General features: G+C 63.9%; 17 protein-coding genes. 5 read left to right on the top strand and 12 right to left on the bottom strand.

All coding sequences use genetic code 11. The annotated features are described in order from the left end of the window. Positions 1–5: 5 nt before the first annotated feature. Positions 6–1,838, bottom strand: a complete 1,833-nt coding sequence (locus NKH91_RS24030; RefSeq protein WP_023721115.1) for an ABC transporter ATP-binding protein/permease — start codon at positions 1,836–1,838, stop codon at positions 6–8. A 139-nt stretch (positions 1,839–1,977) separates the two neighbouring features. Beyond that, positions 1,978–2,739: a class I SAM-dependent methyltransferase gene (locus NKH91_RS24035; protein ID WP_352847533.1), complete on the bottom strand. Its 762-nt coding sequence runs from the start codon at positions 2,737–2,739 to the stop codon at positions 1,978–1,980. A gap of 98 nt (positions 2,740–2,837) precedes the next feature. Between NKH91_RS24035 and gloB the strand changes: the two genes are divergently transcribed. Both gloB and NKH91_RS24045 read left to right on the top strand, forming a co-directional pair. Continuing rightward, positions 2,838–3,605 (top strand): hydroxyacylglutathione hydrolase, encoded by a 768-nt coding sequence (gloB, locus tag NKH91_RS24040; protein WP_023721117.1) that lies wholly within the window; start codon positions 2,838–2,840, stop codon positions 3,603–3,605. 20 nt (positions 3,606–3,625) lie between these two features. Next, positions 3,626–4,054, top strand: a complete 429-nt coding sequence (locus NKH91_RS24045; protein WP_352483497.1) for a cupin domain-containing protein — start codon at positions 3,626–3,628, stop codon at positions 4,052–4,054. Positions 4,055–4,224: 170 nt separating this feature from the next. Here the strand turns inward: NKH91_RS24045 and NKH91_RS24050 are convergent, their stop codons facing one another. The 6 genes from NKH91_RS24050 to NKH91_RS24075 form a co-directional block, all read right to left on the bottom strand. Further along, the gene (locus tag NKH91_RS24050; protein ID WP_352847530.1) at positions 4,225–4,806 is read right to left on the bottom strand and encodes a short chain dehydrogenase; all 582 of its coding nucleotides are present in this window, start codon (positions 4,804–4,806) and stop codon (positions 4,225–4,227) included. Then, the gene (locus NKH91_RS24055; RefSeq protein WP_352847528.1) at positions 4,803–5,165 is read right to left on the bottom strand and encodes a MerR family transcriptional regulator; all 363 of its coding nucleotides are present in this window, start codon (positions 5,163–5,165) and stop codon (positions 4,803–4,805) included. The genes NKH91_RS24050 and NKH91_RS24055 overlap by 4 nt, the downstream gene beginning before the upstream one ends. 182 nt (positions 5,166–5,347) lie before the next feature. Then, the gene (locus NKH91_RS24060) at positions 5,348–6,016 is read right to left on the bottom strand and encodes a lysoplasmalogenase family protein (RefSeq protein ID WP_352847525.1); all 669 of its coding nucleotides are present in this window, start codon (positions 6,014–6,016) and stop codon (positions 5,348–5,350) included. Next, positions 6,016–6,921, bottom strand: coding sequence for an aromatic amino acid exporter YddG (gene yddG, locus NKH91_RS24065; protein ID WP_352847523.1), 906 nt, complete (start codon positions 6,919–6,921; stop codon positions 6,016–6,018). The genes NKH91_RS24060 and yddG overlap by 1 nt, the downstream gene beginning before the upstream one ends. A 40-nt stretch (positions 6,922–6,961) precedes the next feature. Continuing rightward, positions 6,962–7,753, bottom strand: a complete 792-nt coding sequence (locus NKH91_RS24070; RefSeq protein WP_352495630.1) for a DUF3108 domain-containing protein — start codon at positions 7,751–7,753, stop codon at positions 6,962–6,964. A gap of 58 nt (positions 7,754–7,811) precedes the next feature. Next, positions 7,812–8,072, bottom strand: coding sequence for a hypothetical protein (locus NKH91_RS24075; RefSeq protein WP_352847520.1), 261 nt, complete (start codon positions 8,070–8,072; stop codon positions 7,812–7,814). A 299-nt stretch (positions 8,073–8,371) separates the two neighbouring features. Here NKH91_RS24075 and rpmB point away from each other — a divergent pair, with 299 nt between their 5' ends. The 3 genes from rpmB to NKH91_RS24090 all read left to right on the top strand — a co-directional run bounded on the left by rpmB (position 8,372) and on the right by NKH91_RS24090 (position 10,190). Next, entirely contained in the window at positions 8,372–8,668 is a 297-nt protein-coding gene (rpmB, locus tag NKH91_RS24080) for a 50S ribosomal protein L28 (RefSeq protein ID WP_023721124.1), read from the top strand. A gap of 83 nt (positions 8,669–8,751) precedes the next feature. Beyond that, positions 8,752–9,432 (top strand): queuosine precursor transporter, encoded by a 681-nt coding sequence (locus NKH91_RS24085; RefSeq protein WP_023721125.1) that lies wholly within the window; start codon positions 8,752–8,754, stop codon positions 9,430–9,432. A gap of 83 nt (positions 9,433–9,515) precedes the next feature. Continuing rightward, the gene (locus tag NKH91_RS24090; RefSeq protein WP_352847518.1) at positions 9,516–10,190 is read left to right on the top strand and encodes a spermidine synthase; all 675 of its coding nucleotides are present in this window, start codon (positions 9,516–9,518) and stop codon (positions 10,188–10,190) included. A gap of 56 nt (positions 10,191–10,246) precedes the next feature. Here the strand turns inward: NKH91_RS24090 and NKH91_RS24095 are convergent, their stop codons facing one another. The 4 genes from NKH91_RS24095 to cobT all read right to left on the bottom strand — a co-directional run bounded on the left by NKH91_RS24095 (position 10,247) and on the right by cobT (position 14,210). Then, positions 10,247–10,732: an SRPBCC family protein gene (locus NKH91_RS24095; RefSeq protein WP_352885076.1), complete on the bottom strand. Its 486-nt coding sequence runs from the start codon at positions 10,730–10,732 to the stop codon at positions 10,247–10,249. Further along, positions 10,729–11,097, bottom strand: coding sequence for an ArsR/SmtB family transcription factor (locus tag NKH91_RS24100; protein WP_352847645.1), 369 nt, complete (start codon positions 11,095–11,097; stop codon positions 10,729–10,731). Before NKH91_RS24100 ends, NKH91_RS24095 begins: the two co-directional genes overlap by 4 nt. Positions 11,098–11,289: 192 nt before the next feature. Next, positions 11,290–12,315: an esterase-like activity of phytase family protein gene (locus NKH91_RS24105; RefSeq protein WP_352847514.1), complete on the bottom strand. Its 1,026-nt coding sequence runs from the start codon at positions 12,313–12,315 to the stop codon at positions 11,290–11,292. Beyond that, positions 12,312–14,210 carry a cobaltochelatase subunit CobT gene (gene cobT / locus NKH91_RS24110; protein ID WP_023721130.1) on the bottom strand — a complete coding sequence of 633 codons (1,899 nt, stop codon included), beginning with the start codon at positions 14,208–14,210 and terminating at the stop codon, positions 12,312–12,314. Before cobT ends, NKH91_RS24105 begins: the two co-directional genes overlap by 4 nt. Positions 14,211–14,215 lie beyond the last annotated feature (5 nt).

Consider the following 14,215-nt stretch of genomic DNA (forward strand, 5'->3'; position numbering starts at 1 on the left):
GGCTTCTATTTCTTTCGGCGGGCCGAGGCGATAATCGGGGGCGGTTCGATGGCGCCTGCCCTGACACGGGCCGGCTTGAGGGGCGGTTGGCCGGCATCCTTGACGATGGTCAACGCTCGCGGGAAGAAGCGGGTATTGTGCTGGCCGCGGCCGATATTGAGGATCGCGGCGTCGGGAAGGCGCTTGTCCAGCATCGACAGCACTTGCCTCAGCGTCGCGCCGTCGAACGCGTCCAGCGCCTCGTCGATGATCACCCATTTCGGCCGTCGCAAGGCGAGCCTGGCAAAGGCCAGCAGACGCTGCTCGTCGTCGCTGAGCTCACGCTCCCAGCGCGCCGAGTGATCGAGCGAGGACGACAGGCGTTGCAGCCCGACATCGGCCAGCACCTCCGAAATCTCGGCATCGCTCGCCTCCGCCGCGCCGTCTGAATGGTTGAGCACCTCGCGCAGCCTGCCGAGCGGGAAATAGGGAGTACGCGGAACGAAGATCGGCGCTTCTCCGGCCGGCATGCCGATCCGGCCGCTGCCCCATGGCCACAGACCGGCAATGGCGCGGAAGAAAAGCGTCTTGCCGGCGCCCGGATCTCCGGTGATCATGACGCGGTCGCCGGCGCGGATTTCGACATGCGGCTCGGCAAGCTTGGTGCATCCGTCCGGCGAGGCGATCTCGAGCTTCTCGAAGGTCAGGCTGCCGTCGGGATTTTCGCCGAACGAAATGCGCCTTTCCGTGTCGTGCAGCGCGTCGGTGTCGCCAAGCGCGATGCGGAAGTCGGCGACCCGCATCAGCGTGGCGCGCCAATCGGCGATGCCGCCGATATTGTTGATGAACCAGCGCAGCGAGGAATGGACCTGGTTGAAGGCGCCGACCGCCATCATCAAGCCGCCAAAGCTGATATCGCCGGCAAAATAGACCGGGGAAGCGACGAGGATCGGCGCGACGACAGTGATCCAGCCATAGGTGTCGGTTACCCAGGAAAGATTGATCTGGGCGCTGTAGATGCGCCGCATGGCGCCCAGCACCATGCCAAGGTCGAATTCGAGCCGGCGCCTGGCATCGGCCTCGCCATGCGCAAGCGCGATGGCATCGACATTCTCGTTGACGCGAACCACCGAGGAGCGCAGTTCCGCCTCACGCGTATAGCGATCGTTGTTGAAGCGGATCAGCGGCCGCCCGACCAGCCAGCTCAACCACGAAGCTGTGCCCGCATAGAGGATCGCCGCCCAGACCATGTAACCGGGTATGGCCAGCGAATGGCCGCCTATGTGGAAGACGAAGCCGGAAGACAGCGACCACAAGACGCCGACGAACGAGGCAAGCAGGATGCAGGACTGCAGCAGGCCGATGCCGAGACCGGTCGAAAGGTCGGAGAGATGCCCGGCATCCTGCTGCAGGCGCTGGTCGGGATTGACGCCGATGGCGCCGGCATGGGTCAGCCGGAAGGCACGCGCCGGCCGCATCCATTCGCCGATCAGGTCGAGCGTCAGCGCCTCGCGCAGCTTCAGGCGAAGCATCTGGTCGAGCCAGGTCTGGCTGACATTGAGCACCACAAGCCCGCCGGCGATGCCGGCGAAGACCAGAAGCTGATGCAGGAAAGCCGGCATGTCGCGCCGCGCCAGCGCGTCGTAGAAAGGCTGGTTCCAGCGATTGAGCAGAACCTGCCCGATCGAGCTCGCCACGATGACGGCGACGATGCCGATCGCTGCCCAAAGCAATTGTTTTCGCACTGGCGAGGTGGTCAGCGCCAATTTGATTGTTGCCAGCTGCTCACGCAGGCTGCTGGCTTCGATCGACGTGGCAAGCTTCTGGGCGCTGGGCTCGACATCCGGATGATCAGCCATGAGTGGATCCTTGCATTCGGAAGCGGTGCTAAACCCCGGTGATAGGATCGACCGCATATGCCTTCAATCGGGCAGCGAACCCGTCCGCGACAGATAGGTGAGAAAAAGCCTGCGTCGGATCACGAACGCGTCATCCTGGCTACGCCGGACGTTCGGCCCCCGACAGCCGGCCAAGCGTCGGCGCGCCATGCGGCGAGAGAACCGGCACGAAGACGCGGCGGGAGGCGCGCTGCGCCACCGGGACGCCCTGATAGAGCCGCTTCTGCGCCTCGACAACGATGACGCCCGAAAAGATCGGCCAGAAGCGCCGGCCGGCACGCTCCAGCACATTGTGGAACTGCATCATGAAACGTCGCGGCGACGGCGGAAAGAACAGCGCATCGGACCATGCCGCCGGCGTGAAATTCGCTTCGCGCAGCAATTCGGTCAGCTGGCCGCGCGAGAACGGCCGGCCATTGCCGAAAGGCGTATGCTCGAAGCGCGCCCAGACGCCTCGCCGGTTGGGCACGACGATGACGACACGGCCGGCCGGCGACAGCACCCGCCAGATCTCGTTCAGCGTCTCGCGCGGGTTCTCGACATGTTCGAGCGAATGGACGAGCAGCATGCGGTCGATGCAGGAATCGACCAGCGGCAGCTCCTCGTCGAAGACCAGGGCGGTCGCCGTCGGCCCCGTCGCCGGCCAGACCACCGCGCCCTGCGTCGCCGGCATGAAGGCAAAGACGCGCTCGGCATCGCTGCCGAAGCGCTCCAGCCATGGCAAGGTATAGCCGAGGCCGACCAGCCGCTCGTTGGGCACAACAGCCCATAGCGAGGACAGCGCCATGGTGATCGAGCGTTCGGCCAGGCGCCCGAGCGTGGTCGAATAGAAGGAACGGAGGTCGACAATATCTGAATGCATGGGCGGAACGGTAGCTTCGAAGCAGTCCAAGTTCAACAAAGGCAGATGACATCAGCTGGCAGGCGCCCTATGTCTGCGCCTGTAAACGGAGAGATATGATGCCGGTCGAGATCGAACAATTCATGTGCCGCAGCGACAATTTCGGCGTGCTGGTGCATGACCCCAAAAGCGGCCAGACGGCGCTCATCGACGCACCCGAAGAGGCGCCGATCCTGGCCGCCATCAAGCGCACCGGCTGGACGCCGACGATGATCCTGACCACCCACCACCATCTCGACCACGTCGAGGCCAATCTGGCGCTGAAGGAGCGTTTCAAGCTGCGCATCGTCGGGCCGGAAGCCGAAAAGGCAAAGATTCCCGGCATCGACGAAACCGTCGAGCAAGGCTCGGTCGTCCACCTCGGCGATGAGCGGATCGAGGTCATCGCCACACCCGGCCACACCGCAGGCCATGTCACCTATCACCTGCCGGCGTCAAAAGTGGCATTCGCCGCGGATACGCTGTTTGCGCTCGGCTGTGGGCGGCTGCTCGAATGCAAGCCGCCGGTGATGTACGAATCCCTGAAAAAGCTCGCAGCGCTGCCGGCCGAGACGGTCGTCTATTGCGGACATGAGTATACGCTGGCCAACGCCCGTTTCGCGCTGACCGTCGACCCGACCAATTCGGCGCTGAAAGAGCGTGCCGCCAAGATCGAGGCGCTGCGCGCCGACGGCAAGCCGACGCTGCCGACGACGATCGGCGAGGAACTGTCGACCAATCCGTTCCTGCGCTGGCACGATCCGGCGATCCGCAGGCATCTCGGCCTGGAAAAGGCCTCCGACGCCGAAGTGTTCGCCGAGATCCGCAAGCGCAAGGACAATTTCTGAGCGGCACCAGGAGCTAGGGCATGACCAGTTCCGCCGAAATCATCGCCCTGCTCGGCCTGAAGCCGCATCCGGAAGGCGGCTGGTATGCCGAAACCTTTCGCGACGGCGCGGCAGGCACGCGCGGCCATTCGACGGCGATCTATTTCCTTCTGGAGAAGGACCAATTGTCGGCCTGGCACCGGGTCAAGGACGCGGCCGAGGTTTGGCACTTCTATGACGGTGCGCCGCTGGCGCTGTCGATACATCGAGAAGGCGGTCCCGTCATCGAGGAGATCCTTGGCACGGCGCTTGCCGCAGGCGAGCGGCCGCAGATCGTCGTGCCGGCAGGCTGGTGGCAGTCGGCACGCAGCCTCGGCGAATGGACGCTGGTCGGCTGCACCGTGGCGCCGGGCTTCGATTTCGCCGCCTTCGAATTGGCCGAACCAGGCTGGCTGCCGGGCACGCCGTAGTGGTGAAGACCTGACGCTTGGTACCCAACGACAACAGCCGCTCAGGATGGAAAGCCGTCGTTCAGGTTGTCGCAAGAGTCACTCTCGAACCTCCGAAATTTTGCAACGGAAACTACCCTTGATATTCAGGGGGCGACCAATATGTCCCAACACTTAGGATTTCTGCGAAACTACCCGACGATGATCACTTGGCAGGTGATGGCCCCTTCCACGCTCTTCGCATAGGCGAGCCCCACCCGTTTCGACGAAACGGGCTCGTGACCGGGGAACCACTCGCCATATCTCGGCACGGACACGTCCAGAAGTCCGGGACGACCGCGCGGCATCTCGATCGCCGCACCAAGGACAAAACCGCCGAGCGCGCCGTTCGCTGTTGCCGCCCCTGTTCCCATCCGAATGGGATCGCGGTCGAGCACTCCGCTAGTCAGTGTGAACGAGCCGCCATCGCTGACAGTGGCCAACCCTGCCAACACCAGATTGACCTGGCCCATGACCTTATGGCGCAGGCCAAGCATAAACGTCTCTTCGGTGTACTTGCCAAGCGGCCCGAAATGGACATTGCCTGCGGTAGAGATGACGGCATCCACTTTGCCACATTTGGCGTACATGGCATCGAGCGATGCGCGGTCAGCCATATCAACCTGAAAGTCGCCACTAGAGCGGCTGGCCTTGATGATCGCGTGGCGGGAACCCAACTCGTCGCAAACCGCTTTGCCGATGTCACCTTCCGCGCCGACGACAATAATTCTCATGATATTTCTTCTGCCATCTCGTCATATCGTTTGAGCTTGTAGGCAAGGAGTTCGGCGCAGCCATCCAACGCAGCTCGCCGCTTGTCCAGATGCGCTGCGTGATCAAGAAGAACCGCTTTCCGTTCGGGCAGAGTCTCGCTGCCCCGCTGATAAAGCCGCGCAAAGTATCGCATCTGCTCCATGGGCATACCTGTCTCGCGCAGCGAGGACAGGAGTATTAGCCATTCGACATTCTCTGCCGAGAAGTCCCGCCTCCCGTCACGTCCTCGCCTGACCTTCGGAAGCAAACCCAATTTTTGATAATAGCGGATAGTGTCGATACCCAGTCCGCTTGTAGCTGCCGCCTCCGAAATGCGCATGTGTCGCCTACCCTGCCGATTGTGCGCTAGGCTACCAAGCTGGAGCAGCTCTAGGTCAAGCGAGAATTTTTTACCCTCTGATCTGACGACCTCGAGGATTGCGTCACAAAGGCTTGCCCATGGGCACCAAGCGTCGGATCTTTCGCCGTTTGCAGGCCGGCATCATCTGAATATCGACATGCCTAGCCTAAAACGAAACCCAGGGTGATCGCCAGCTGGCCGGCGTAATACAGCGCCCAGACCGCATGGCGCATCCAGGCACGGTGCGGCGAGATGGCGGGCAGCAGGAACTTTTCCGCGGCAAGCAGCCCGTCGGACAATATGAGCAGGGCGACGCCACCGATGACCCAGGCACTACTCAGGGTAAGCGCGCCAATGCCCATGGCGAGAATTGCCGCCACACGAAGGCCTATCGGCAGGCGCAGTGCCGGGCCGACGCGGCGCCGGAGCGCGAAAACCATCGCCAGCACCAACACGACCATCGCCAGCACGATCGCTGCCCGCCACGGCTCGGCCGGAAGCAGCCCGAGGCCGCCGCCGGCACGCAGGAACAGCACGAAGTAAAGCACATGAGCGGCAAGAAAACTGGCCGCGCCGCCAAGAAATGCCTTCTCGCCGTCGCGCGACAGGAAGGCGTCGCCGACCGCGCTGACGCCCAGTGCGGCGACGAGCAGCCATGGGCCGCTCTGCTGCACGACCAGCACCGCCAGCATCGCCACCGCCAATGTCCTTGCCGCCGACCGCGAAAGACGCGGCGGCATGCCGAGGCTGAACGCATAGATCACCGCCGCCGCCAATGAAAACAGCAGCGTCGCATCGGCATTGGCATCGATGCCGCCGGGAAACGGCATCAAGCGTTTGCCTCGCTCGTGTCCCTCTTGCGCAGCAACAGCGATTTCGCCGCCAGTGCCGCGCCGCCGGTGATCAGCACGCAGGCGGCGAGGATGCGCCATGACGGCTCGGCGAAGCCGGCGGCGATCAGCACCAGTGTCGACAGCAGCGGCGCGGCGTAGCTTGCCGCCCCCAGCACCTGGATGTTGCCGCGCTTGACACCGATGTCCCAGGCATAGAACGCCGCCCCTACCGGCATCAGACCGAGGCCGAGCACGGCCAGCCACTGGCCGGCGCCGTTGGGCAGCACCGTTTCTTCCAGCAACAGATGGCAGACGAGCGAAAGTGCCGCGGTGGCGGCGCAGAACCAGGTGACGATGCTGGTCGGCACCGACGGGAAGCGCCGCGATAACAGCGAATAGGACGACCACAACACGGCACAGACGGCGGCCATCGCATAGCCGAAGGCATAACGTGCATCGAAGGCAAGTCCGCCGCCCTTGGTGACGATCAGGACCGTGCCGGCAAGGCCGAGCAGCGCGCCGACGATATGGTTCCAGGCCAGCCGCTCGCCAGGCATCAGCGCCGATCCCAGCACGATCAGCAGCGGCCACAGATAGGCGATAAGGCTGGCCTCGACGGCCGGCGCATTGCGCAGCGCGGTGAAGTAGAAGAAGTGGTAGCCGAACAGGCCGGCAATGCCGATCACCCAGACTTTGCGTGGTATTTTGACTTGGCGCGGTATCTTCGCGGCGCCATCGGCTGCCGGCATGAACAGCCGGGCAACCAGGCCGACGCAGGTGCCGAGCGTAAAGGTGATTGCCGAAAGCAGGAACGGCGGCACCGAACCCGAAGCATCCGTAAACAGCGCCAGCAGCGCCCACATGGCGACCGCGGAGAAGCCGATCAGTGTTGCGCGCGCCATACCCGTCGCCCCGTGGCCCATTGGCGGCGCACCATCACGCCTATTCGTCTGCTTCGAACCGCTCCGCGCTGACCGTCAACGGGCCGATTTGCGTGCTGACCGTGGCGCGGATCGGCGCATATACGCCGCTTTGGCCGACCGGTGCAAACGTCACCATGATGCGGCTGCGTTTCTTCAGGTAGTTCAGCGCCTTGCGGTTCTTGCGGTAGCCGGCCACCGGCTCGAAACCCAGCCTGCAGGTGACCGTATCGCCCTCGTAGCCGGCCACCGAGATCGACCCTTTCGACTCGTAGGTCAGTTTCAGATCGGCACGCATTTCGCCGTCATAGAGCTTCACCGTGCGCCCGCAGACCTGGTCGAGGCTGTCGGCATGGATGACGGTCGCGGCCATCGGATCGAGGACGGATACGAGATCGCTGCCGACCAGGGGTATCCAATTCTCGGGATTGCGCTTCTTTGGCTCAGGCACGACCTTGGTCGAGGTGACCACGCCGTTGGCAAACTGGATGTCGATCATCGACGCCTTCTTGCCGGACGTGTAGTCGGCGCGAAACGCCTGCGGCTGCAACTGCTTGCCCGAAATCTTGCCCTTCGATGAGATCGTGCCTCGCGTATCGTCGAACAATGTGGCGAGCCCGGCGCTGGAGACGCTGCCCTCGATCGAATAGGTGTCGCCCTCGTAATGGCTGGAGAATTTCGCCTTGGCCACGGAAAGGCCGAGGAACGACACCGAATACTCGCCCGTGAAGGATTGCGGCTCGGCGGCCGAAACCGTCGTCGACAGCGCGACGGCGAACAGCACGACCAGGGCATGGAGGAAAGAACGAGGCATGGCGGGTCCTTGATTGTCGACCGGAGACGGGCGATCTGGCATGTCCCTGTGTGACCGCTTATAGGCTGAATTCCGGCCTTAATGTGAAGGCGGCGTCGGCAGGGAACACTGGGGCTGGTCGGTGGGAGGTGACGGAAGCCAGAAATGAAAAACCCGCCTCGGCGGGCGGGTCGTCGGCGCGAATCAGCACCATACCCAAATTAGTAGCATAGCTGCCGGCACAAAGCAAGAACAAAATGTGGCGCTCGATGAATTTGTCGATCTCCCCCCTTGCGGAGGAGATGCCCGGCAGGGCAGAGGGGGTGGGAAGGATCGCCAAGATCCAGCTTATCCTCCCAGTGCCGAGAGTTTTGGCTGCAACGGAGCTAAGTCGGAGGGACAGCACCCCCTCTGGCCTGCCGGCCATCTCCCCCGCAAGCGGAGAGATCGGCAGCTTCGCCACTGGTGCTCATCTCTTGAAGGTGCAATTCCCTCTCCCGAACCAACCCCAAGCTTGACGCATCGGCGAAATGCAACTATGGAACGCCAACTTTTTCCATAAGGCCGCCTGACCGAAACCGCGCGCCACCCGGCGCGGGTCGAATGTTTGGCCAGGACCGAGAACCGAAGGTTAGTATCATGTCCCGCACCTGCGAACTCACTGCCAAGGCAGTCATGTCCGGCAACAATGTGAGCCACGCCAACAACAAGACCAAGCGTCGCTTCCTGCCCAATCTCGTCAATGTGACGCTGATCTCTGAAGCGCTGAACCAGAATGTGCGCCTGCGCATTTCGGCCAACGCGCTGCGTTCGGTCGAGCATCGCGGCGGCCTCGATGCCTTCCTGGCCAAGGCCGATGCCAAGCAATTGTCGCAGCGCGCCCGCCTGTTGAAGAAGCAGATCGCCAAGAAGCTCGCCGAACAGCCGGCCGCCTGAATTTTTCGGCGGCAGCCGCCTTCCAGGGCGTGATCCGAACTCCGGATCGCGTTTCCGCTGGTTCCATTACCCAGGATAAAAAAATGATTTTCCTCTCGCGATACCTGCCCTTCGTGGCCGCCATGGCGCTCGTCGTCGTGGCCTCGAACATCCTCGTGCAGTTTCCGATGCAGGGCGCAATCGGCGGGTTGTCGCTGGCCGACATCCTGACCTGGGGCGCCTTCACCTATCCGTTCTCCTTCCTGGTCACCGATCTCGCCAATCGCCGCTACGGCCCGGCGGTGGCGCGCAGGATCGTCTTTGTCGGGTTCATGACAGCGGTGGTCTGCTCGATCGTCATCCCGCCCTTGCTGTTTCGCCACGGCCTGATCGAATTCGAGACCGCCGCCGACCGGCTGGTGCGCATTGCCGCGGCGTCGGGTGCGGCCTTCCTCACCGCGCAATTGCTCGACGTCACCGTGTTCAACCGACTGCGCCGGCAGAGCTGGTGGCGCGCGCCGATCGTCGGCACGCTGGTCGGCTCCGTTTTCGATACGGTGGTGTTTTTCACCGTCGCCTTCGCGGCGGCTTTCGCCTTCGCCGGGCCGAACGATGGCTTTGCGCTGGAGACCGCACCGCTCATGGGCATGCTGCCAGTCGAGACGATGCGCTGGATATCCTGGGCGCTCGGCGATCTCAGCGTCAAGCTGATCATAGCGGTGGTAGCGCTGATCCCTTACCGGCTGCTTGCCGCCCGCTGGAGCCAGCCGGCACTGGCGGCATAGAGCATGATCCCGAACCGAAGGTCCGCGTTAGCGAAAAGTGGGAACCGGTTTTCGGACAAGATCATGCTCAAAGACTATCGAGCATGATCCCCTGGCTTCAGCTGGACTCGGCAAAAACGCCTGACGGCGGACAGGAGCTTCGCCTGAAACGGCGCGGCGGCGAATTCTCGATCATGCTTGGCGCCAACGAGCTGATGAACAGTCGGCTCAGCGGTTCCGAAGAGGCGCTGGCCAAACTGTCCCGTCAAAGGATTGCCGGCCGCCGGAACCCAAGCATCCTGATCGGCGGCCTGGGCATGGGCTTTACCTTGCGCGCGGCGCTGGCCGAGCTCGGCGACGATGCGCAGGTCACTGTTGCCGAACTGGTGCCGGCAGTCGTGACGTGGGCGCGCGGCCCGATGGCCGAGGTTTTCGACGGTTGCCTTGACGACCGGCGCGTCAGTGTTCACGAGACCGATGTCGGTCAGCTCATCCGTTCGCAAGCATCGGCCTGGGACGCGATCCTGCTCGACGTCGACAACGGCCCCGAAGGCATCGTCTACAAGGGCAACGACGCGCTCTACAGCGCAGCCGGCCTGAACAGCGCGAGAGCAGCTCTCAAGCCCGGCGGTGTGCTGGCGGTCTGGTCGCAGGGCCCTGACGCAGGCTTCACCCGGCGGCTCAAGCAGGCGAGCTTCACGGTCGAGGAGGTCAAGGTGCGGGCTCACGGCAAGCGCGGCGCCCGTCACGTCATCTGGCTCGCGCGCAAAGGGCAATAGGCCCCTCGCAATCCGGGCGGGCCTTGTTGGACGCCGCCCGGTACGCCGACGAACCTCTACTTCGCCTTCTGAAGCTCGGCGGCAAGTGCCTGCAACAGCCCGCGCGTGCCCTCCTCGCGCCCTTGCGCTGAATCGACACCATCGAAGAAGGCACCCTGTTCGGTATAGGTCAGGCGGGTGCCGTCGCCGGAAGGTGCAAGCTCGACCGTGGTGAGCGACGCCGACAGCGGCTGCGACCCGACCGCCATCCGGTAGGAAAATACGATGCGCCGCTCAGGGACGATGTCCTGGAACTGCGCATCGAGCCTGATTTCCGGGCCGCCCTGATAGCTGAACCGCGAAACCTCGCCGCCGCCGACACGGAAATCGAAGGTGAATTCGGCGATGGTGAAGCCGTCGCCGTCGACGCGCCAGCGCCGCACCGTCGCCTCGTCGGCAAAGGCGAAGAAGACGCGCTCGGGCGATCGAGGATAGGTCCGCTCGATCGTGAAGGTTGAATGGATGACGGAGTGCTGGTCGTTCACGGGCGCAATCTGGTTCATTTCTTTTCGTCCTTTTCCTGGTCGTGAATTGTTGGGTTCGGTTGGTCGGCCTCCGCCAGAATCTGGCCCAGACGGTCGAGGTGGCGTTCGGCCGGCGTGCGGCGCGCGGCGATCCAGTCGGCGAGCGGGGCGAGCCCGCCGGGCTCGATCCGGCAGGTGCGCACGCGTCCGATTTTTTCGCTGCGGATCAGCCCGCACGCTTCCAGCGCCTGGAGATGCTGGAGCACCGCGGCGAAGGTCATGCCGAACGGCTCCGCCAGCTGGCTGACGGTGGCCGGCCCGCGGCCCAGCCTTTCCAGGATTGCCCGCCGCGTCGGCTCGGCAAGAGCCCGCAGGACGCTGTCGATCTCGGAATAGTTAAGCATGGACTTGAGTATTTCGCCGATGACACAAATTGTCAAGTCACGACTAAAGTATTTTTGCAGATGGTGAGAGCCGGTTGGAAAACCCGCGACGCGGGTCATTGCGAGGGGAAATCGCCATGGGAAATTGCATGCGCTGCGAAACGGCGCGGAAATGCCAGCATCGCCAACAGCCGATCAATGGCCGATCGCGCGTCAATCCTCGTGCAGGATGAATTCCAGATAGAGGTTGCGCTGCAGGATCGAGTGGTTGTCGTCGGACATCAGCGACACGATCAGCGCGCCGTCGTCGCGGGTCCAGACGTCGAGCGCTTCCATGTTGTCGATCTGGTAATCCATGTCGGCTTCAAGCAGCACCGGCCCGTCGGCGACGGCGCCCTTCTCGACGCTTTCGCCATAGATGCGCCGCAGCCGCATCTTGACGCCGCCGGCCATCGAAAAACTGCGCTCCAGAAGCAACAGGTCGCCATCCGGCAGGAAGGCGCCGTCGGTGATGTCGAAATCGCCATTGCGCTTGACGGTGAAGACGCCCTTGTGCGGCCCTTCGATGATCGCGGCAAAGATGTTGCCGGCCTTGTCGAGGCTCTTTTCCGACACCACGACCAGCCCGCCCTGGTGCTGTCCGCAAGGATGGGCGCGGGTGACGGTCTCAAAGCCGCGATTGCGGCGAAGTTCCCAGGCCGGGATCAGGAAGTCCAATTGCTTGAAAGGCGCCTTCATGTCGGCCGGGTCGATCTTGAACTCTGCGATACGGTGATCGCGCTCGAAGCCGACCGTGGCAATGCCGTCCTGGACCGCGAGGCCTTCGGCATCGACCGCCCATTTCAGGTCGATCGGCTGGCCGGCCGCGTCGACCATCTGCTGCATGCGAAAATTCTGAATGCCGGAAGGCCGCTTGTCGGCATCGTGGACGAGGGTGCCGAAGAACCAGAAGCCGGTGTCGGCGACGCCGATGAAATCGCTGCCCGGCTTGAGGAACCGAAGCGCCGACAGCGCGCCGAAATCGCGCGTCGGCGAGGTCATTTCGAGCCCGCCGACGAATTCGAGCGGCCCGAACTGTTTGTCCGGCCGGCCGATATGGAATTCGCTGATCGGCCGTGCCGAGATTTCGGCCGGCTCGACCGAGGTCGGGCCGGAAGCGACAGCCGGCGCCAAACTGATGCCTGACAACGCAATGGCGGCCAAAAGCGTCTGCCAAAGGCCGCCGCGGGAAAAAATCATCCGGCGCGCCGCATGCCGCCGCGCCGCGTGTCGCGCACGGTTTCCTCGGCGAACAGCGAGGCCAGTTGCTCGGTCATGGCGCCGGCCAGTTCTTCGGCATCGACGATGGTGACGGCGCGGCGATAGTAGCGGGTGACGTCGTGGCCGATGCCGATGGCCAAAAGCTCGACCGGCGAGCGCGTCTCGATGAGCTCGATGATGGCGCGCAGATGCCGCTCGAGATAATTGCCCGGATTGACCGACAGCGTTGAATCGTCGACCGGCGCGCCGTCCGAGATCATCATCAGGATCTTGCGCTGCTCCGGCCGCGCGATCAGCCGGTTGTGCGCCCAAAGCAGCGCCTCGCCGTCGATGTTTTCCTTGAGCAGGCCCTCGCGCATCATCAGGCCGAGATTGCGGCGCGCCCGCCGCCACGGATGGTCGGCGGATTTATAGATGATGTGGCGCAGATCGTTGAGCCGGCCGGGGTTCGGCGGCTTGCCTTCCTTCAGCCATTTCTCGCGCGCCTGCCCGCCCTTCCAGGCGCGGGTGGTGAAGCCGAGGATTTCGACTGAGACGCCGCAGCGTTCCAGCGTGCGCGCCAGGATGTCGGCGCAGGTCGCCGCGACCGTGATCGGCCGGCCGCGCATCGAACCCGAATTGTCGAGCACCAGCGACACCACCGTGTCGCGGAATTTGGTATCACGCTCCTGCTTGAAGGACAGCGGCTGCATCGGGTCGATGACGACGCGCACCAGCCGTGCCGGATCGAGATAACCTTCTTCGAGGTCGAAATCCCAGGAGCGGTTCTGCTGCGCCATCAGGCGGCGCTGCAACCGGTTGGCCAGCCGCCCGACGACGCCGGACAGGTTGGCGAGCTGCTTGTCGAGGAAGGCGCGCAGCCGGTCGAGCTCCTCCTCCTCGCACAGTTCCTCCGCGCCTACGGTCTCGTCGAAGGCCGTGGTGAAGACCTTGTAGTCGATCTCTTTCGGCAGATTGGTGAAGGGATTGTCGTTGCGGCGCGCCTCGCCGGGCGTCTCCGCGTCGGCGTCGTCATCGTCGGAAAGGTCGTCGGCAGTGGCGTCGGAGGCCTCGGTCTCGGCCGATTGCTCGTCGTCGGACGATGCCTCGGTATCTTCGGACTGCGACTGCTCGGAGCCGGAATCGTCTTCGCCGCCCTCCTCGCTCTGCTCCTCGCCTTGCGGCTGGTTTTCGTCGTTGTCCTCCGAGTCTTCCGTCTCCTGGTCGTCGCCGAGTTCCTCGGCCATTTCCATGGAGGCGAGCATCTCGCGCACGACGCGGGCAAAGGCCTGCTGGTCGTCGAGCTTTGCCGACAGCCCGTCGAGGTCGGCGCTAGCCTTTTCCTCGACCCAAGGCCGCCAGAGATCGACCAGCCGTTCGCCGCTCTTCGGCACAGTGCGGCCGGTCAGCTTTTCGCGCACCATCAGCGCCAGCGCCTCCTCGATCGGCGCGTCGGCCTTGTCCTTGACGTCGACGAGGTTGGCCCGGGCGTATTTGTCTTCGAGCATCGAGCCGATATTGTCGGCAACGCCCTGCATGGCGCGGCTGCCGATCGCCTCGACCCGGGCCTGCTCGACCGCGTCATAGATGGCGCGGGCCTGCTTGCCTTCCGGCGCCAGCCTGGTGTGGATGCGCGCATCATGGCAGGCGCGCTTCAGCGCCATGGAATCGCCGAGCCCCCGGGTGATGGCGATATCGGCTTTCGATGCCTTCTTCGGCAGTTCGGGCAGCCGGGCGCGGCTGCCGGCCAGCGCCGGCCGGTCCTTGGCGAAGCCGACTTCGAGGTCCTTGTCGCCGGCGATGGCGCGCATGCAGACGGTAACCGCGCGCTTGAAGCTGTCGTTCTCAGCGCCGGTCTTGGATTTGTTTCGCGTGTTGTCGCCCGGACCCGCCATCGAGA

Source organism: Mesorhizobium sp. M0894 (genome assembly GCF_040319725.1).
GTDB lineage: Bacteria > Pseudomonadota > Alphaproteobacteria > Rhizobiales > Rhizobiaceae > Mesorhizobium.

What these genes read in the sequence shown, in the direction of transcription:
- NKH91_RS24030 (WP_023721115.1), bottom strand. Translation starts at nt 1,838, where the DNA reads ATGGCTGATCATCCGGATGTCGAGCCCAGCGCCCAGAAGCTTGCCACG.
- NKH91_RS24035 (WP_352847533.1), bottom strand. Translation starts at nt 2,739, where the DNA reads ATGCATTCAGATATTGTCGACCTCCGTTCCTTCTATTCGACCACGCTC.
- gloB (WP_023721117.1), top strand. Translation starts at nt 2,838, where the DNA reads ATGCCGGTCGAGATCGAACAATTCATGTGCCGCAGCGACAATTTCGGC.
- NKH91_RS24045 (WP_352483497.1), top strand. Translation starts at nt 3,626, where the DNA reads ATGACCAGTTCCGCCGAAATCATCGCCCTGCTCGGCCTGAAGCCGCAT.
- NKH91_RS24050 (WP_352847530.1), bottom strand. Translation starts at nt 4,806, where the DNA reads ATGAGAATTATTGTCGTCGGCGCGGAAGGTGACATCGGCAAAGCGGTT.
- NKH91_RS24055 (WP_352847528.1), bottom strand. Translation starts at nt 5,165, where the DNA reads ATGCGCATTTCGGAGGCGGCAGCTACAAGCGGACTGGGTATCGACACT.
- NKH91_RS24060 (WP_352847525.1), bottom strand. Translation starts at nt 6,016, where the DNA reads ATGCCGTTTCCCGGCGGCATCGATGCCAATGCCGATGCGACGCTGCTG.
- yddG (WP_352847523.1), bottom strand. Translation starts at nt 6,921, where the DNA reads ATGGCGCGCGCAACACTGATCGGCTTCTCCGCGGTCGCCATGTGGGCG.
- NKH91_RS24070 (WP_352495630.1), bottom strand. Translation starts at nt 7,753, where the DNA reads ATGCCTCGTTCTTTCCTCCATGCCCTGGTCGTGCTGTTCGCCGTCGCG.
- rpmB (WP_023721124.1), top strand. Translation starts at nt 8,372, where the DNA reads ATGTCCCGCACCTGCGAACTCACTGCCAAGGCAGTCATGTCCGGCAAC.
- NKH91_RS24085 (WP_023721125.1), top strand. Translation starts at nt 8,752, where the DNA reads ATGATTTTCCTCTCGCGATACCTGCCCTTCGTGGCCGCCATGGCGCTC.
- NKH91_RS24090 (WP_352847518.1), top strand. Translation starts at nt 9,516, where the DNA reads ATGATCCCCTGGCTTCAGCTGGACTCGGCAAAAACGCCTGACGGCGGA.
- NKH91_RS24095 (WP_352885076.1), bottom strand. Translation starts at nt 10,732, where the DNA reads ATGAACCAGATTGCGCCCGTGAACGACCAGCACTCCGTCATCCATTCA.
- NKH91_RS24100 (WP_352847645.1), bottom strand. Translation starts at nt 11,097, where the DNA reads ATGCTTAACTATTCCGAGATCGACAGCGTCCTGCGGGCTCTTGCCGAG.
- NKH91_RS24105 (WP_352847514.1), bottom strand. Translation starts at nt 12,315, where the DNA reads ATGATTTTTTCCCGCGGCGGCCTTTGGCAGACGCTTTTGGCCGCCATT.
- cobT (WP_023721130.1), bottom strand. Translation starts at nt 14,210, where the DNA reads ATGGCGGGTCCGGGCGACAACACGCGAAACAAATCCAAGACCGGCGCT.